At 41.2% G+C, this 20,082-nt stretch carries 12 protein-coding genes; 6 read left to right on the top strand and 6 right to left on the bottom strand.

Translation table 11 applies throughout. From position 1 onward, the window contains the following. Nucleotides 1-88 precede the first annotated feature (88 nt). Together C427_RS01550 and C427_RS01545 are read left to right on the top strand one after the other, a co-directional pair. Nucleotides 89-3,784: a hydantoinase B/oxoprolinase family protein gene (locus C427_RS01550; protein WP_007643945.1), complete on the top strand. Its 3,696-nt coding sequence runs from the start codon at nt 89-91 to the stop codon at nt 3,782-3,784. A gap of 44 nt (nt 3,785-3,828) precedes the next feature. After that, nucleotides 3,829-5,046, top strand: a complete 1,218-nt coding sequence (locus C427_RS01545; protein WP_007643948.1) for an Nramp family divalent metal transporter — start codon at nt 3,829-3,831, stop codon at nt 5,044-5,046. 342 nt (nt 5,047-5,388) lie between these two features. Here the strand turns inward: C427_RS01545 and C427_RS01540 are convergent, their stop codons facing one another. From C427_RS01540 to C427_RS01530, 3 genes are all read right to left on the bottom strand, one after another. Next, on the bottom strand, nt 5,389-6,309 hold the full coding sequence (locus C427_RS01540) for a cation diffusion facilitator family transporter (RefSeq protein WP_007643950.1): 921 nt from the start codon (nt 6,307-6,309) through the stop codon (nt 5,389-5,391). Between the two features lie 200 nt (nt 6,310-6,509). Further along, nucleotides 6,510-7,394 (bottom strand): IS1595-like element ISGps1 family transposase, encoded by an 885-nt coding sequence (locus C427_RS01535; RefSeq protein WP_015430293.1) that lies wholly within the window; start codon nt 7,392-7,394, stop codon nt 6,510-6,512. A 673-nt stretch (nt 7,395-8,067) separates the two neighbouring features. Further along, nucleotides 8,068-9,048: a transposase gene (locus C427_RS01530; RefSeq protein WP_007637872.1), complete on the bottom strand. Its 981-nt coding sequence runs from the start codon at nt 9,046-9,048 to the stop codon at nt 8,068-8,070. A 404-nt stretch (nt 9,049-9,452) separates the two neighbouring features. On the opposite strand from C427_RS01530, the gene msrB reads away from it, so the two are divergent. Further along, nucleotides 9,453-10,025, top strand: coding sequence for a peptide-methionine (R)-S-oxide reductase MsrB (msrB, locus tag C427_RS01525; RefSeq protein WP_007637873.1), 573 nt, complete (start codon nt 9,453-9,455; stop codon nt 10,023-10,025). Between the two features lie 94 nt (nt 10,026-10,119). On the opposite strand, the gene C427_RS26640 is transcribed toward msrB, so the two are convergent. Both C427_RS26640 and C427_RS01520 read right to left on the bottom strand, forming a co-directional pair. After that, nucleotides 10,120-10,287: a hypothetical protein gene (locus C427_RS26640; RefSeq protein WP_007637874.1), complete on the bottom strand. Its 168-nt coding sequence runs from the start codon at nt 10,285-10,287 to the stop codon at nt 10,120-10,122. 280 nt (nt 10,288-10,567) lie between these two features. Continuing rightward, entirely contained in the window at nt 10,568-11,428 is an 861-nt protein-coding gene (locus C427_RS01520; RefSeq protein ID WP_007637876.1) for an ATP-grasp domain-containing protein, read from the bottom strand. 189 nt (nt 11,429-11,617) lie between these two features. Here C427_RS01520 and C427_RS01515 point away from each other — a divergent pair, with 189 nt between their 5' ends. The 3 genes from C427_RS01515 to C427_RS01505 all read left to right on the top strand — a co-directional run bounded on the left by C427_RS01515 (nt 11,618) and on the right by C427_RS01505 (nt 16,769). Continuing rightward, entirely contained in the window at nt 11,618-12,766 is a 1,149-nt protein-coding gene (locus C427_RS01515) for an efflux RND transporter periplasmic adaptor subunit (protein ID WP_007637877.1), read from the top strand. 10 nt (nt 12,767-12,776) lie between these two features. After that, a complete protein-coding gene (locus C427_RS01510; protein WP_015430292.1) occupies nt 12,777-15,986 on the top strand; it encodes an efflux RND transporter permease subunit in 3,210 nt (1,069 codons plus the stop codon). Nucleotides 15,987-16,082: 96 nt separating this feature from the next. Continuing rightward, on the top strand, nt 16,083-16,769 hold the full coding sequence (locus C427_RS01505; protein WP_409371890.1) for a cupin domain-containing protein: 687 nt from the start codon (nt 16,083-16,085) through the stop codon (nt 16,767-16,769). Nucleotides 16,770-16,821: 52 nt separating this feature from the next. Here C427_RS01505 and C427_RS01500 read toward each other — a convergent pair whose 3' ends face one another. Further along, a complete protein-coding gene (locus C427_RS01500) occupies nt 16,822-19,968 on the bottom strand; it encodes a beta-galactosidase (RefSeq protein ID WP_007637880.1) in 3,147 nt (1,048 codons plus the stop codon). Nucleotides 19,969-20,082 lie beyond the last annotated feature (114 nt).

Here is a 20,082-nt window from a genome sequence, read left to right as displayed (position 1 = left end):
ATGCCAACTTATATATTTATATCCAAGTTAATAGATTAAAACATAAGGTCTGGCATAATCACAATTAAGGTTCTCAACTGCATATCCAATGACTAAAGACTTTCATACACCTTATAAAAACTGGCAATTTTGGATCGATCGCGGCGGTACTTTCACCGATATCATTGCTCGGCATCCAGATGGCACCCTACAATGTAGAAAATACCTATCAGAAAATCCAGAAGCCTATGATGATGCTGCTGTATTTGGTATTAAGTCAATCTTGGATATCCGCCAATCTGATCCCGTGCCTGATGGCCTAATCGACAAAATCAAAATGGGTACCACGGTTGCGACTAATGCTTTATTAGAGCGTAAAGGTGACAATGTGTTACTAGCGATCACTAGAGGTTTCAAAGATGCACTTGAAATTGGGTATCAGGCACGCCCCGATACCTTTGCCTTAAAGATTGAAAAGCCAGATATTCTGTACACTCAGGTAATGGAGATAAATGAGAGAGTCACGGCTAACGGTGAGGTCTTACAAGCGCTGGATATTGAATTAACTAAAAAATCATTGGAAAGTGCCTTTAACCAGGGCTTAACAGCCATTGCAATAGTGTTAATGCATGGCTACCATTATAATCAGCATGAAAAACAACTGATGCAGTTGGCCAAAGAAATTGGCTTTAAACAAATTTCAGCCAGCCATGAAGTCAGTCCCTTACAAAAACTAATATCTAGAGGTGAAACCACTTTAGTGGATGCTTATCTCACCCCTATATTATTAAGATACATACGCAACATTAGCAAAGGGCTTAACCAAAAAACACCTGCGAAATTATTATTTATGCAGTCCTCTGGTGGCCTAACTAGCGCAGATACATTTCGTGGACGAGATGCAATTTTATCTGGCCCCGCTGGCGGTATAGTCGGTGCTGTGCACACTTCTAAACTAGCAGGGTTTGATAAAATCATTGGCTTTGATATGGGTGGCACCTCTACCGATGTATCTCACTATGCTGGCGAGTTTGAGAAAGCCTACGAAACACAAGTCGCAGGTGTGCGTATGCGTGTGCCTATGTTACACATCCACACTGTAGCTGCCGGTGGTGGTTCAGTGTTACGTTATCAAGATGGGCGTTTTCGAGTCGGCCCTGAGTCTGCAGGCGCCGTTCCAGGGCCAGTATGTTACCGACGCAATGGCAAACTTGCAGTAACCGACATTAACCTGTGTTTAGGAAAAATTCAGGCTGATTTTTTTCCTAGTATTTTTGGCCCAGAACAAAACCAGCCTTTAGATAAGGCAAGTTCAGTACAAGCTTTTGAAGACATCGCGAAAATCATTGACGATGGACGTTGCGCTGAAGACGTAGCGGAAGGTTTTCTAGCGATTGCTATTCAACATATGGCGCAGGCGATCAAAAAAATATCCATTGCCCGTGGTTACGACGTGTCCAACTATGTGCTGAACTGTTTTGGTGGTGCAGGTGGACAACATGCTTGTTTGGTGGCTGAAAAGTTAGGCATTAAAACCATATTTTTGCATAGTTATTCTGGCATATTATCAGCTTACGGTATGGGATTGGCCGATATACAAGTAGAACGCCAAAAGGTGGCAAGCTCACTTATTCAAAGTGGTGACATGCATGCCATGGATATGGCTATTGAGCAACTTAAACAAACCAACATTCAAGATTTAAACAAACAAGGGTTAAGCAATAACCAAATCACTCATCACTGTACTGCTTTGCTCAAATACCTTAATACCGACACCAGCATTAACATCCCCATAGATACTTTTGCAGCCATGCAACAACGCTTTACAGAACAGCATGAACAACAATTTGGCTTTAGTGGGACCGCTCCAGGTGGGTCTGCCGGCGTTACGCCTGGTAAAACCGTAGTGATTGATACTTTGATTGTTGAATCTTTTGGTGGCGCCGAAAAAACCTTAGAAGCCAAACAAACAATAGCCAGCGACGTACCTATAAACATAGAAAGCGTCAGGCAAATTTATAGCCAAGGTGAATGGTTAGAGACCCCCGTAATTAAGCTATCCTCACTTAAATTTGGTCATGAGGTAATAGGCCCAGCTATCATTGTTGAACCTACGGGCACCATCATTGTTGAAAAAAACTGGCGAGTGAATGTCAATGTTAACGGCCATTTGGTGCTTCACTTTGAGGAAGTCAAAACGACACTAGGCTCTTCTTCATCCTCATCCTCATCCTCAGAAGAAAATACGCTAGGTAAGGCAGACCCTGTCACTCTAGAGCTATTTAACAGTGCTTTTATGAGCATCGCGCAGCAAATGGGCATAGTACTGCGTAATACGTCACAGTCAGTCAACGTCAAAGAACGATTAGACTTTTCCTGTGCCATTTTTGATGCCACTGGGAACTTGATTGCCAACGCACCACATGTGCCGGTGCATTTAGGCTCAATGGATGCCAGTGTCAAAGTTATTATTAATGGTACTCAATCCATCGATGCAGGCGACGTTTTTGTTCAAAACAATCCCTACAACGGTGGCTCTCACCTACCCGATATTACAGTTATTACCCCAGTGTTCGACTCGGCTAACGCCAATGTTTTATTTTATGTCGCCAGTCGCGCCCACCATGAAGACGTAGGAGGCATCGCACCGGGCTCCATGTCTTCCCTAGCCACAGATATCCACCAAGAAGGCATATTACTAGACAGCGTAAAACTAATTGAACAAGGGCATTTTCAAACTGAACGTCTTGAAAAGCTTTTTTCTTCAGGTGATTATCCAGCTAGAAATATCGCCCAAAATATGGCAGATTTAATGGCGCAAACCGCTGCTAATAAAACAGGTGTAAATGAATTACTGAAGCTGGTCGAGCAGCATAGTCTTAAAACCGTTTATGCTTATATGCAACATATCCAAGACAGTGCCAAAACCTCGGTACAACAAGTATTGGCTAGATTAGAAGATGGCGAGTTTAGCTACCCGTTAGAATCGGGTGCCACCATTGTGGTTAAAATCAGTATTGATAAAACTAAATTAAAGGCATGTATTGATTTCACAGGCACCAGCGAGCAACAAAACAACAATTTGAATGCCCCAAAAGCCATAACGCAAGCTGCTGTGATGTATGTATTTAGATGTTTGGTTAACGATGATGTCCCGCTTAACGCAGGCTGTATGCAAGCTCTGGATATTATTGTGCCTGAAGGCTCGTTACTTAATCCATATTTCCCGGCGGCGGTAGTAGCAGGTAATGTTGAAACTAGCCAAGCGGTGACCAATGCGCTATTTGCTGCTTTAGGTGTGTTAGGTTCAAGCCAAGGCACTATGAATAATCTTACCTTTGGAAATGAACGTTATCAGTACTACGAAACAATTTGTTCTGGTAGTCCTGCTGGGGTTATGCCCTCAGGGGAAGGTTTTAACGGCGTAGCCGCAGTGCATACACATATGACAAATACCCGTATGACCGACCCCGAAATACTGGAGCAACGTTACCCGGTGATCCTCAAAGAATTCAGAATTGATCGCGATTCAGGTGGTAAAGGTAAATACAATGCAGGAGACGGTATTACTCGCACCATTACCTTTTTAGAAGATATGCAGTGCTCGATTTTATCAGGGCACCGAATAACCCCACCCTTCGGTCTTAACGGCGGTGAAGCGGGACGGATTGGACGCAACTGGTTAACGAAACCCAACGGCGAGCAGAAATATTTAGCAGGATGTGAGCATACTGCTGTTAACGCTGGGGACAGTATCTCTATTCAATCACCCACTGGTGGAGGGTTTGGAAAAGCCGATGGGTGATGTAACCACCTATATCATAATAAGAAAAAAGTAAGTGAAAACCTATGTTAAAACGTATTAAAAATATCGGCCCAGGTGCCTTAATTGCGGCTGCCTTTATTGGCCCAGGCACCGTTACTGCTTGTACCTTAGCAGGGGCAAATTACGGCTACACCCTGCTGTGGGCTCTACTGTTTGCTACTGTCGCCACCATTATTTTACAAGAAATGTCTGCTCGGTTGGGGTTAGTCACCCAACAAGGTTTAGGCGAAACACTGCGAATTATGCTGAATCAATCTGTTTGGAAGTGGCCACTATTTAGTTTGATCATGGTGGCCTTGTATCTGGGTAACGCAGCTTACGAAGCTGGCAATTTATCTGGCGCGGCATTAGGCATTCAAGCACTAACAGATGAGAGTCAGTCGCTCTACCGCATTTTTGTTATCGTAATTTCGCTGTTAGCGGGTATTTTATTGTGGCGCGGCTCATATAAACAGATTGAACGTATGTTACTTATGTTAGTAGCGCTGATGGCACTGGCATTTATTGCCACTTTTATCTCAGTAGGACCAGACTTAACGGCAGTTTTTAAAGGACTTACCACACCCAACATTCCAGACGGTAGTCTGTTAACCGTAATCGCTCTTATTGGCACAACAGTCGTGCCCTACAATCTTTTTTTACATGCCTCTGCGGTAAAAGCCAAATGGTCATCTGTCAACGATTTGAATCATGCTCGTGCAGATACAGCCACCGCCATTGGTCTAGGTGGCTTGATTACCATATTGATAGCTTCCACCGCCGCAGCCAGCATTTTTGGCAGCGGTTTGAACATATCGGGAGCCGGTGACATGGCGATGCAACTAGAACCACTATTCGGTTCGTTTTCAAAAACCATGTTAGGTATGGGCTTTTTTGCGGCGGGTTTAAGCAGTTCAATCACCGCACCTTTAGCCACCGCATACGCAGTGACAGAAATATTAGGGATTAAAAGTGGCACTTCATCACGTATTTTTAAGTGGATTGCCCTTAGCGTCATTTTAAGTGGTGCAAGCTTGGCTTTAACCGGCATCAAACCCATTAGCATTATATTAACTGCACAATTTGCCAATGGTTTGTTACTGCCTATTATTGCGATTTTTCTGCTGGTGGTAATGAACCAGAAAAAACAATTAGGTCAATATGTAAATAAGTGGTTGGGCAATACGCTGGGTGTAATGGTGGTGATGGTGACTGCTGGGTTAGGTATTCGGTTGATAATGAGTGCGACTGGGGTGCTGTAAGCTCAACGGGTTAGTGCAAAACATTTATTCTTTATAAAGAATAAATGCACGCTTCGCGCCATCATCCATGATGGTTTTTGACTAGGATTCTTTCTAACCAGCTACTCTTTTTTATAAACTACATCCATGAACTTTACCTTTCACTCCAGCTAAAGCTGTTCCCTATTTATCCCGTAAATAGGGTCAACAGCAAAAAATAGAGTAACCAGACAAAATGGTCGGGAACATTTTGAACATCTGCAAAATTGACCTAAGGGCACAGTAAACGGATTTACTTTGTAGCAATGTCGCAGTTGCTAAAATTCTTAACCACAAAAAATGGGTTACGCAAATTAATTCAGTCTATCCCGCCAACTTTGGATCTTTAATGAACAAAATATCCATGATAATCGATGGGTTCCAATCGCGCATTGCTGCTTCACAACTTATTCGAATGTCATCGAGTTCGCTAATAGTGGCAACTGAAAATGACTCATTAACTATGATATGTACCAATATATAAAGATCTCTTCCACGTTTGCTGATACGTACTTCAACATGTTCATAAGGAACAGCTAAAAGTGTTTGCTTGAGTTTTTTCTCAATTACTGCAGTAACAGCTTCAGGCGGTGCTTTGTTAATGACTTCTTTGAGGCTATCGAGCATAATTTTGCCTGGTATTGGTAAAATCGCAGTACCCAATAAAATAAGTAGTAATGGATCGATCAGGGGGGCATAACTGGCAAAACTAGTTTTTTCGATAAAATAAGCAAGACCAAAACCCAGTAATATTGATGCACTTAGCACTCCGTCGACAAACCAAGTATGAGCATCAACGCCAACTAAATCTGAACGCAAAATACTACCTTGATGTTTCATATAACTGGATACTGCAAAACAGGCTGCTGTTGCTATAGCACCATAAATTATCGCCAGCCCAAATTCCGCAGAATTGCCCCCCGTCATCAAACTATTTATAGACCCAACAACAGCGTACAAACAAGTGGCAATAATAATTAATGACTTAAATAGATTAAGAGTGGGTTCAATGGCGGTATAGCCAAAGTGGAATCTATCATCGTCGGGCATTTGCACAAGGTTAGCCACTTTCAACGTTAACAAAGCCATGAAAAAAGAAATAAGAGAATAAATACCGTCAAATAAAATAGCATCAGAATGAGTAATAAGGGCAAAACCAAAAGCAACAAAAACAAATAACCCAGCCACATAGAAAGACAGGATTAATAGGCGCTTTTCTTTTTGTTCGTGAAAACCAATGACCATTGAAATAGACTGAGAGCGTTTGAATTCGCGGATACTACTCCACTTTCCAAAATAAGATAGTGATTTCAAAAAATATTGTATTTGTGATTTAGAAGGTTAGTTGAACTGTTTGTTGGGATAGAAATTAAGACAGAAATGGCCCAAATTTCAGGTGATTTAATTGGTTACATCTCTTACTATTTTATGTCTATTCACCTGGCTCAGGTCGATTTTACAGGTAAGTGAATTATTGCTAAGTTTAACAATCGGTTAGGTATTTGTTTTTCGATAAATCGACGATTGAACCGATAACAGAACTCATCAAAGTATTCTTGTAGGTATTTTCCGGTTACACCATGAAACGTACCTAACAAAAACGTTTTTAAATTGCCGATGGCTATATGTACCCACGGTAACCATTCATCAACTAAATAACCCGGGGTTACTCTTGCCTCATAGTTTTCTGTTTGACCTATAATATTCAATGCCGGCAATGCATCAGAATGAACTTGTTGGCCTTGTTTCAAGTGTTTCTTGACGAATTCATTCACGCTAAAATGACAAATGCTATCGACCACTGCCATTGCGATAAATCCTGCTTTTTTATCCTTACTTTCACAGGCTATCAGCACATTCTTTTTTCCTGCTGCTCCGCGTCCTCGTTTGCCTTTTTGTCTACCGCCAACCAGAGCGTCGTCTAGCTCTATTGTGCCACTTAATTGATATAAACTATCTCTGTGCCCCATAGCCGTTTTAAGTTTCTTTAAAATCAGCCTCGCGGTTCGCCAATTGACTTCTATTAATTTACTGAGTCTCAGTGCTGAGATACTTCCCTTATCAGAGCCAAGAGAATAGATAGCCCAAAACCACTGGTTCAAAGTGATTTTGCTGCCGTGAAAAAGTGTTCCTGACATGACTGAGGTCTGCTTTTTACATTGCGTACACTCGTATAAATGACGACTTGTAATTTCATAGCTATGGTTATTGCCACAATCAGGGCAAATAAAGCCATTTGGCCATTTCATTTGTTGCAAGTATTTTAAGCAATCATCTTCTGTACTAAACTGTTTTTGCCAAGCTAAAAAGCTTGCTTCTGGCATGTTCATGGTAATGGTTACCTATACAGGGTGTTTGTATATACAGTACAGTTTAGTCCTGAGTTATCTGCATAGGCATGTACTATTTTAAATCGTTAATCAAATGCACTCAATTATGGAACCTGCAAATTCAGAGCCTATGAAACGTCTACATAGGAATCTAAAGTAATAGATTAAATAAAAATCAGCGAATTGCAGTTACTCCCTAAATTAAGAACAAAGCATCAACATACTCTGATCTCGAATACCTCTGTTACCCACCCACTATTCAAAAAGTCGCCACAGATGAACAGCACCCTGAACAAGCACAGACTTTTCATCTATATCAAAATCGGAGTGACGGCGACTTTCGAGCCAAAAGCAATATTGATAGTACGCTCTGGTACATCTTGTTTCAGAACAAATTTATCTAGCAACAAATTTATCTAGCCACCCATCTTATAAACTAACAAATTTATCTAGCCACCCATCTTATAAACTTAAAAATTTATCTAGCCACCCATCTTATAAACTTAAATAAAAATCTAAAAAAACCAAGTTGATATTTAGTTCATAAATGGATTTATGGAGCAGTTATACAGCAGGTCGAAAGTTTCTAGTCATTTGTATGAGTAAATGGACTTTAAGGGATTTTCACACATAGATGTGCCAAATTAGTAATAATTTGACTAGCTAATTGAAGTTAAGCGCAGCGTAACAAGGTTTTGGCCTTCCCTATGCCTCGAATACGTTGATGACCTGTGTGCTCTTTAAACTGATTCATCAATTGTTCTGCCCCTGCTGCATAACAAAAGTGTTTTTCAAACTCAGTGGTCAGGGTGAGCCATTGTTCGTCTGATATACCTAGTCTTTGGAGTATGGGTTGCGCTTGATGGTCAATATGCCCTGCTTTATCATGTCTGATTATCTTGCCTGTGATGTCGACTAACTCGCAGTAATCTTTGAGGGAAAAGGCGATACCTTTGGGCATATGTTGTCTTTCGTTACCCACAAAGGGCATCAATGAATGTGTTGGTGTATTTTGTTTTATCGACTCTAAACGTTTTTTAATGCTGGTGTGCTTTGAAGTTTCTGGTGTCTTCGCTATTTTGGTTCGAATAGGATTAAGGTCAACATAAGCCATACAGGACAATAATGCAGCTTCATCTAACAACGCTTGTGATTTAAATCGTCCTTCCCAGAACCTGCCCGTACATTCATCCTCTTTGTTGGCCCGCCGGGCAATGTACTCATTTAGATTTCGCATCAGCCAGCTAATGTCATGTAAACGTCTGCGATACTCGGTGATAGTGTTATCTAAGGTTAATCTTTGACCTCTGCCTATCGTGTCTCCTCGAGCAAACATTTGAGTGAGTAATGTACCTTTGTGTAAGCGATGCCAACGCTGAACAACGTCATAGTCTGACCACACTTGGGTTTGTTTCACATCCACATGTAACACCACATGTACGTGATTACTCATCACCGCATAGGCACACAAATCTATGGCAAACACGGACGATAAAAATAACAATCGTTTTTCAACCCAGCCGCGGCGATGTTCATAGCTTTGCCCTGAATAATTATCTATACCGCACAAAAAAGAGCGCCTTACGCAGCGGGAAACACAATGATAATAAGGGGTATCCAATAAACTAATTTGACTGCTACGAGGTTGAGCCACGACATCAATCCTTTGATTTATTTCCTAATCAAAGCCTAGCTTGTCTTGATAATTAGTCAAATTGTTATGGGTGGCTTGGTAATTATGTTTGGTGGACAGGCAGTGAGACAATGCGCTCGTTCGCACTTAAAAACATTGGGGAATTCGCGACTATATTGTCATTCTAGTCCGAAAACTGAATTACGGCATCTATCACGCAAGTCATAAGCGACAATAAAATTTTGAACATGTTTTTAAGTCGTTTCGTACAAATTTATATTAATTACAATCTAAACTAGAGCGCAACTTACTCAAATTGATCCTGAACCTTTATTTGGCTCGGATATTTTATTTCTACTTTTATTTAGAAATAAATACTGCAATTTACGGTCTAGTTACTTATGAGTTACAAAAAGAGGCGCCTTATGAACCGTAGAAAATTTATCACGTCAACCATTGCAGTCACCGCTAGCCTAGGATTAGGTAGCACCATGTTTTCGGTTTTTGCTGAGCCCACGTTCAAAAAAACCAAAACTGCGCTTTCAGTAGAGCAGGAATGGCGCGAGTTATTACCTAAGGGCTACAGTGGTAGCTTAGTGTTAACACCTATTAAATTGAGTGAGCAAGAATGGCAACAACGTCTTAGTTCAGCTGCCTTTAAGGTGCTGCGAGATGAGCAAACAGAGCGCCCTGGCTCATCCGCCCTAAATCAACAGCATGACAAGGGCATATATGCCTGTGAAGGTTGTGATTTACCATTATTTACGTCAGAGATGAAGTTTGAAAGCGGTACAGGATGGCCGAGTTTTATCACTCACATACCTGGACATTTGGAGACCAAAACAGATTATAAAATGATTTGGCCACGTACCGAATATCATTGTGTCCGCTGTGGTGGACATCAGGGCCATGTGTTCGATGATGGGCCTAAGCCCACCGGCAAACGTTGGTGTAACAATGGCGTAGCACTTAAGTTTATAGCGATGAACCCCAGCTAATAATAATTGGTTTACCTGCTCTATTTTATTGCTATCAGAGCATCAACATGTTTTTTTTCTTAGAGTCAGGTAAATACAACAGTTACTCTCCCTTTTAACTTTTTAAAAGTTGAGCATAGGCAACCATCTGGCCTTGAGGCTTTTCATTGGCTAATTTAACTTTTGGCGAACCAAGTTGCGCTAACCAATATTCGAGATCTCTTGGTTTATTTAATTTAGGTCCACACTCTCCTTGTACATTGGCCCGTTCTAATTGTTGCATCACCTTATCTTGGGCAACTGCTAGTCCGTCTAACGCTTTTTGCTCTGAACTCTCGCCACTAGCAACGTCAGAAATATACTTCCACCATAGTTATGCAGGTTTGGGGTGATCTGGCACGTTGAACGACCCAGCTTCAAACCCGAGTCAAACGTCTTAGAGATTACACTACTCTTCCACCAGCAAGCTGACATCTTTTAACTCTAGCGCCAACAGACACTCCTCCATGTCAATTTAATTAACAAAAACAAGTTGTTCTTAATTGATATCTATCCATAACAAATCAACACATTTCTATAAAAGCATCGACAAATCGTTGCGGGGACTCAGCGTCCATATTGAAATATAACGATGGCTCGATTAACTCTATTTCTATGACAGCAAATTCATTTTTATAGCGCACCAAATCTACCCGTGCATATAACACATCAGCTGGCAAAGCCGCTAAACAGTGTCTTGCAGTGGTCAGCATCTCTTCACATGGTTGAATCGATTTGAGCTGCCCTCCATGCTCTTCTTGTACTCTGAAATCACCTGATTCTGGTTGTTTTAAAATGCTGTGGCTATATTGCCCAGCAAAATAAAAAAGTGAGTATTCACCTTCATCTACAATCGCATTCAAGAAAGGCTGCAGCATAAATTCACGCGCAGCAAAAACGGCCTTTAGCTGGTCAGCTTGCTGTTTGAGGTTTTCTGACGTCAATCGATAAGTATGATCTGAGTTGGCACTCACTAAAGGTTTTATGACTATTTCTGGTGTATCAAAATGACTAAAACCAAGCTGTAATTCAGCCAAAACAAACGTGTTAAACCAAAGCGTAGGCACAATATTTATACCTTGGCTTTGTAAATCTTTTAAGTAATTTTTACTAATATTCCATTCGACAATTTTTAAGCTGTTTTGCAATAGAGCTGAGGAAGCTTCAATACGTTGTAAACATGCCATAAATCCCTCGATATCATCCTGATAATCCCAGCTTGTGCGGATCACCACCACATCGTAGACATTCCAATCAACATCCGTTTTTCGCCAAGATACTTCTTCGGCTAACCAACCAGCTGCTTTTAACGGTTCAAATAACATGTGATCGTAAGCAAAGAAGTCTTCAAGACTGTCCATGGATAAAAAGGCACAACGTTTCATAGGTATCTTCGATTGTTAGATGATTTAATATCATTCACTATAATAAATTCAGCCTTTATTTACACTACAGCTCGTGCAACTTTCATCAAACATCGGGATAAAAATCACACATTTTTACAAATCAACTTATGTATCTTGGTTCTCGTAAGTTACTATGGTTTGATAAAATTCCAGTTAGGGCAAAACAGAATGAAACAAAAGTGGTTTAAAGGAATATTACCCTTAGTAATACTGGCGATTGGTGTTGGCGGCATGACTGCTATAAAGGCTTCCGGCGATAAGGATGATGATAATGAGCCAGTAGACGTGCGCCCCACGGTAAAAATTGAAACAGCCATAGCAGAAGATTATCAAGTTAGAATAACCAGTTACGGAGAGGTAAAACCTCTAGAAAGTACCATGGTTTCAGCTCAGGTATCAGGCGAAGTACTCACTTGGCATCCTAACTTTGTACCAGGTGGTTTAGTGTTGCGTGGTGACACCCTGTTTACTATTGAGATGGACACTTATGAAGCCGCTTTATTACAGGCCGAAGCTGACCTTAGCTTAGCTAGAGCAAGTCTAATTGAAGAACAAGCCAGAGCAGAAGTAGCCGAACGTGAAGCAAAAGGAAGTAAAGTCTCTGACTTGTATTTACGTAAACCACAAATGCTAAGCGCCCAAGCATCCATAAAATCAGCTCAAGCGAGATTTAAAATCGCACAACGCGATTTAGATAATTGTGCGATTAAAGCCCCTTATGATGCCTTAGTGGTTAGTCGTGAGCTAGGCGTTGGGCAATACGTTAATCAGGGTTCCCAAGTAGGTGAGCTGTATAATATTGAATCTGCAGAAGTATCCTTCCCTATTGCTGGCTTCGACAGAGAGTTTTTACCCAGCGACATTACCCAGCAACCAGCCACTATCAGTACCAAAGGTTACAACCCTATTGTACGCAAGGGTATGGTTACCCGTGATCTGGGCATTATTGACAAAAGTACACGCATGAGTCAGTTGGTAGTGAGAATAGAAGACCCTTACGGTTTAAAGTCTTCTCTTCCAGCATTAAAATTTGGCCATTATGTGGAAGTGAGTTTTGCCGGAAGAACGCTAAATCAGGTTTATCGATTACCCCAAGAACTAGTGAATAACCGCATTATCTGGTTATTAGACGAAGAACAACAGATGCAGCCTCAACGAGTTGAAATTTTACGTGAAGAAGATGCGTATTTTTTGATCAGCGAAGGTCTACAAAATCAAGATAAGTTAGTGACTACTTTGCCTGAGTATCCTCAGAAAGGCATGAAAGTTAAAATTGCCGAGCCTAAAGAAGACTTAGTCGTTCAGAAATCATTATAAGGGCAACACCATGTCTACTGAGAATCCAGGCACTCTAACTACCGGGTCACAAACGCCCGAGCCTAAACAAACAGGCTTAATTGCTTTTTTTGCCAACAATTCTGTTGCAGCCAACTTAATGATGATGTTTATCATCGTTATGGGTCTGTGGAATTATAAAACCATACAAAGGCAAATGTTTCCCAATATTGAAATTAATTACATCAATGTTAGTGCCGTTTATAGGGGGGCTTCTCCCCAAGAGATTGAACAAAGCATTATCATTAAAATGGAAGAAGCACTCAAAGATATCACTGAAATTAAAGAAAGCACTTCCCGTGCCCGACGCGGGAGCGGCTCAATTACCTTGGAGATAGACCCAGACAAAAATTTGTCTGAGGTGTTAGATAAAGTGAAAGCTAGAATAGATAGTATTGCTACCTTTCCTGCTGATATGGAACCACCAAATATATCCCAAATTGAATTTCAGCAAGACGTGATTGAGATGGCACTAGTGGGTGACATACCCATCAGCGAGTTAAAACCCATTGCTCAGCAAGTTGAAGATGAATTAATGGCATTGCAAAATGTATCTTTGGTTGAACTAGAAGCTCCAGATGATGAAATAGCCATAGAAATTAAACCAGAAACATTACGAAAATATAACTTGTCTATTGCCGACGTTACCCAAGCGATCAGGCGATTCTCTACCGATATCTCCGCCGGACAGTTACGTACAGAGTCGGGTATTGTTGCGATAAGAGTTGAAAACCAACTCTACAATGGCGATGAGTTCAGAAAGATACCCGTCAAAATTGGCGACAATGGTGGAAAAGTATTACTTGAGGACGTAGCAGAAATACAAGACGGCTTTACTGAAGGTGAGCGTTATTTCAAATATTCTGGCGTAAATGCCTTGTCTTTTAGTGTCAAAGCGACCAAAGATCAGAGCACAATTCCCATTGCCGAATCAGTACAAACTTACGTAGAGGCACGCAACAAAACCTTGCCCCAAGGGTTAGAACTTAAAATCCTAGTAGACATGACATTCTATTTAAACTCACGTCTGGACATGATGCTCAAAAACCTGTTTCAAGGAGCACTTTTAGTTGCCTTGATGCTAACGATATTTTTACGTTTCAGATTAGCGTTTTGGGTAATGCTAGGCTTACCCGTGTGTTTCTTGGGCGCGATAATGATGATGCCAGTATTCGGTATGACCATTAATGTTTTGTCCTTGTTCGCCTTTATAATGGTACTAGGCATAGTAGTTGACGATGCAATTGTGATAGGTGAAGCAGCTTACACTGAGATCGAAGAAAAAGGTGGCGGCGTAGAAAGTGTCGTACGAGGCGCTAAAAAAGTTGCTACACCTGCAACATTTGGAGTGTTAACCACCATTGCTGTATTTGCTCCGACGTTATTTGCATCAGGTCCACAAGCTGCATTTTTTACTAATATCTCAATAATAGTAATTTTATGTTTGGTCTTTAGTTTGATCGAATCTAAGTGGATTTTACCTGCCCACTTGGCTCACATGAAATTTACTCCTATCAAAGAAACGAGTTGGCGTGCACGATTTAATAAACGTTTCTTTGGTTTTGTAAACGGCCCTTACAAAAACTTTATCACTCGTTGTATTGAATGGCGCTGGTTCGTATTTGCCACTTTTATAGCAATTTTGGCATTGAGTACTGGTTTAATTCAAGGGGATTACGTCAGAACAGTTATGACACCTAAAGTGGCTCATGATTTTCCCGGCATTAATATTGAGATGAATGAAAATGTCTCAGACGAGACTACTTTAGATGCGCTTAAGACCATAGAAAATATGGTTTATGCAGTGGATAAAAGTATTGTTGATGAATATGGTAGCAGCATGATGAAAGATATCATGGTGTTCAATCGGGGTCGTACTGCAGGGCGAATTTTAGTGCCCTTAGTAGACGAAGAAAATCGACACTTTGATGCGTTTGAGTTAGCCAGAAGATGGCGCGCAGATATGCCTGTTATTCCAGGTATGAAGTCTATTACGATTCAAGATAACCTCATGGGTGGTGGCGGTGATGGAGGTGAATTTGGTTTCATGTTGTATGGCGCAGATATTCAGTTACTCAATGCCGCGGGACGTGAATTCATCTCAATGTTGCAACAACAAAAAGGGTTGTTTGACATCAGTTCGAGCATCGATCCGGCCAGTAAAGAGATCCAGATTGATTTACTACCGGTTGCCTACGACTTAGGGTTAGATCTGACTAATATCGCCAACCAAGTGGGTGCCAGCTTTTTTGGTGGTGAAGCACAAAGGGTTATCCGTGATGGAGAAGAAGTACGGGTGATGGTGCGTTACCCTAAACTTACTCGTGAACGTTTTGCAGAACTAAAATACGCCGTTATTACCACTCCAAATGGTCAAGAAGTCATGCTTGGAGACGTTGTTACATTAACTGAAACGCCAGGAATTAACTTTATTCGCCGAGAAGAAGGGTTTAGAAGTGTTTATGTCTATGGGTCTATTGACGAAGAAATTGTTGAGCCTAATATCGTCATTAAACAAGTAGAAGAAAACCTGTTGCCACAACTAAAATCTAATTTCCCCGGAGTAAAATCTGAATTAGGCGGTTCTATTGAAGAAGAACAAGCTCAAGAAAGTGAGTTTGTCACATTCTTGATTGCCGGCTTGCTGTTGATCTATATATTACTGGCCATACCCTTAAAAAGTTATGGTCAACCGTTAATCATTATGTCGGTCATCCCTTTTAGTTTAACTGGGGCGATATGGGGACATTTTATCTTCGGCATAGATCTAAGCCTATTGTCTCTGTTTGGATTGATTGCAGCGGCAGGGGTAGTCATTAACGACAGTTTAGTGATGACAGACTTTGTTAATCAAAGAAGAAAACAGGGGCATGCTATATTAGCTGCCGTTACAGAAGCTGGCTGCGCTCGTTTTAGGGCTATCACGTTAACCTCAATTACTACATTTGTGGGTGTTTTACCCATCATGTTTGAAACCAGCACCCAAGCTAAAATTGTTATACCAATGGCAGTAGCTCTAGGTTTTGCGGTACTTTACGCCACATTTGTGACTCTGATATTGGTGCCTTGTTTGTATATGATACTAGAAGATTTAAAGGCCGGATTTATATGGTTGTTTAGTCTGTTTGGAAAAGTTTTCAAACGTAAAAAACACCATCTATCGATAACTCACCGTCACAAGCCTAAGTTGTATAACGCTTAACAAAGCGCCTTAATTGGCGCTTTGTTGTTTAAGGGACGGTAATACCAATCATTCCCAACTTTTGGTGACTTTCATCGAGAATAAATATGAAAATTTTTGTCTGATTTTAGTAAACGTGTGATAGTGCACAGTTCCAGTATGCCATGGATAGATTCACCAATGGTAGGTGTAGCAAGAAGACCATTGGACAGAGTGGGAGAAGAAGTAGCACGGGCAACTTCAATCGTGCGTTATGCACCAGGAAGCCATTTTTCGCCTCATGTACACACGGGAGGAGAAGAATTTGTAGTGCTGGAAGGTGTATTTCAAGACGAACACGGCGACTATCCAGTAGGCTCATATGTGCGAAACCCACCTCAATCTAGCCATACGCCAGGCTCTGAAGCTGGCTGTGTGATTTTAGTGAAATTATGGCAATTCCAACCTGAAGACAGAACCCCAGTGCGTTTAAACATAAATGAATTGGCGTCGGCAGCCAATCCTGACGAAACAGGTGTTTCAGTGATTCCATTGTTTAAAGATACACACGAACAAGTCTCTGTTATAAAGATGAGACCCCACACTAATATGCAATTTCACCCAGAAGGTGGCGCAGAGCTGTTTGTTTTACAAGGCAGCTTACAAGAACAGCAAGACTCATTAGTAAAATACAGTTGGTTACGCGCCCCAATCGATTATTCTCTTTGCCTAAAAACTGATGAGCTAGGCGCAGAAATCTGGCTTAAAACTGGCCATTTAACTGATGTGAATCAGCAGATCAAAAGAGTAATGGAAGTAAGCTGACCGGTTAAAGCCAGCTATTTTCGAAGATAAAATAATTATCCTTTTTACCAGCCTATGCGTGTTTTTTAGCTCCAAAAGTGAATGAATAATTATAATGCTTGTCCTCTAACAAATACTCTTTGTGCGTACTCGGACTCCAAGAATCATCACCGCCCACCCCCATATGTTGGTGGTCTATATGTACATGAACCACATCATCCACAACCAACTCGTTGGTGTGTTTGGCTGCGGCTAACTGACTTTGAGAATATTCGCTTGCTGCAAATAAAAACTCTCCAGCAACCCGTAACTCACCTATTTCGAGCAATTGACAATCACAACGCAAGCCGTTATCTGTGGGGAAAATGTAGGGCGTATGCAGCTCATTTAGTGGCAAACTGTACTCACCAAAACGGCCTACCGACTTACGATCTGGATAGTTTTCAAATGGCCCTATACCTAACCATTTCACTAGCAGGTTATCTTGTTTAGTTATGCTTAAACTGACTCCTACACGTGGCAGAGGTGGTAACTGTTCACTTAAAAGTACCGCTATATCAACTTTCACTTCAGCGCTATTATTGACGGTATAAATCCATTTAGTTTGAGCGCACAGTTCACCGTTATATTCATAATCGAATACACAAATAATACGCACATCGACCTTTGAAGATATTGCATCAATTTGGCGACACTTTCGTTGCCACTTGCCAATGCCTGCATCCAACCAGCGTGCCTCCCATGCATTGGGATCAAGGTTATCCACTTCGCTGACACCAATATCATTATCAAGTGGTGCTCGATAAAAATTATCAACCAGTGGACTGACTATTACTGGTTGGTTATCTTGCAGCCAACTTGTAATTAGGCCTGTTTGGCGGTCAAAAATGAGCGTTAAACCTGCCCCTTGAATACTAATAGTTTCCTTATTTTCAGTTAGACTAACGTTTGCTTGGGTGCTTAATTGAGAACTTGGCTGATAACTTGGTTTTGTAAATGCATTACTGATTAAACTTTGGCTATTGGCTAAAGCAAATTGTTCGGTTGCCATTACGTGGCCTGCTGCAGCAAAACTGCAGTTGTCGGCCAGTTCAACGTCTATATTAAGATGATACTGAGCACCTGTTTCAAATTGAGTGGAAGGTTTAATGACAATGTTGGCTGTACTTTGTGGTGCGATACTCAAGGTGACATCGCCTTGCTCAACCGCAACACCATTTTGCATCAGTCGCCACACTAGCTTCTCGTTATCTGTGGTTCTAAACACATAGTCACTAAAGATAGAAAGCGTATATTCGTTTTGAGCTAAGGACGTTGTTTCTTTGTTTTTAGCGATAGTCGCTATAGCAAAACGAAAATGTTGCTGGCTGTATTTAGCTTCAAACAAACTAGGATGAGCAGTACGGTCAGGAAACAGTAAGCCGTTGATGCAAAATTGCCGATCGTTCACTGTATCGCCAAAGTCTCCGCCATATGCCCAATAATGCACGCCGTTTTCATCTGTTTTTGATAAACCTTGATCAACCCAATCCCAAATAAATCCACCCTGCAAACGCGGGTATTCTTTAAAGGCTTGCCAATAATCATCAAAACTACCTAGGCTATTTCCCATCGCATGAGCGTATTCACATAAAATAAGGGGCCGAGTTTCACCTGGTAAGCTGAGCCACTTTTTAATTGAATATTTTGGTACCGCTTCGTCTTCAAGATCATAATCAACTCGAGCATACATGGGACAAATAATATCCGTAGCAGAGGTATTGGCACCACCGCCTTCATATTGCACTGGTCGTGATGGGTCAAAGCTTTTTGACCAAGCGTACATAGCATCATGATTTGCGCCATATCCGCACTCATTTCCTAACGACCAAATAATGATAGAAGCATGGTTTTTATCACGCTCTACCATTTGCGTATAACGTGACATAAATGCACTAGCCCATTGAGGATCAGCAGCTAATCGCCCCATAGGAAACATACCGTGGGTTTCTATGTTGGCTTCATCCACCACATAAAGCCCTAACTCATCACACAACTCATACCAACGTGGATGATTCGGATAATGGGCGGTACGCACTGCATTAAAATTGTTTTGTTTCATCAGCTTGATGTCAATAATCATGTCTGATTCGACTATCGCATGCCCGTTTTCTGGATGATGCTCGTGGCGATTAACACCGCGTATTAGCAGCGGCTTGCCGTTTACACATAATTGACCATCCGTCATTTCAACTTTTCTAAAACCAATGTCATAACCTTCTACGTCAACGATGTTACCTTGTTCATCTTCCAGGCTTACCACACAGCGATACAAGTTAGGGGTTTCAGCGGTCCACTTTCGAGGATTTTCTATTGAAATACTCTGGAATACCACATCATCCCAACCTCCTTTTTCATCTACTCTTTTATTGTTAGTACTTTGAGTGTGAGGTTCACAGAGAGCTGTGTCGCCATCAAATACTTGTACGCTTACAGAATAATTATTAGGGGCATTGATGGACGTTTTAATGGCCAAAGTAGCATCGCGATAACAAGCGTCTAAATCGGGGGTGATAAATACGTCGCAAATTTGCTGTTGCGGTTTGGTCAGTAAAACCACATCGCGAAATATACCACTAAGCCACCACATATCTTGGTCTTCAAGGTAACTGCCATCGCTCCAACGTATCACCATTACTGCTATGCGGTTTTTGCCCGCGTGCAAAAATGGTTGTAAATCAAACTCACTGGGTAAACGACTATCTTGCGAATATCCGACCCATTGGCCATTGCACCACAAGTGAAACGCCGAATTCACTCCGTCAAAAATAATATGATTTCGCTGGGTTAATTGTTCTTGAGTCACTTTGAATACAGTTCGATAACAGCCTGTTGGGTTATCGCTGGGGACAAAGGGCGGATTGACCGCAAAAGGATACTTTACATTGCAATAAATAGGCTTATCAAAACCCTGAAGTTGCCAATTTGAGGGGACTGGTATTTTTTGCCAGTTGTCATGAAGAGTTTCACTAAGAAACGACTCGTCGACCTCTTCTGGTTTATCAAATAACTTAAACTCCCAATCTCCGTTTAATAGCTGCCTTTGAGGATTTTGTTTTTGACGGGCATCACTAATACTTTTAAAACCATTAAGTGGGCTATGTGCTCTGACTGTATTGATTTGCGTAGTTAATTGCGTTTCCCAATCGCGGCGCTGAATAATGTGATCTAATGTCGTCATAGTATTTCCCGTGGGCATGTTGGATGCATAATGTTGGATGCACAATGTAGGATTGTGTTTATGTTACCTAATATAGCTAAAAAGCTAGGATTATATTATGCTTAAATCTCGCAT

Source organism: Paraglaciecola psychrophila 170, assembly GCF_000347635.1.
GTDB lineage: Bacteria > Pseudomonadota > Gammaproteobacteria > Enterobacterales > Alteromonadaceae > Paraglaciecola > Paraglaciecola psychrophila.
This window is presented reverse-complemented; position numbering and strand designations above follow the sequence as displayed.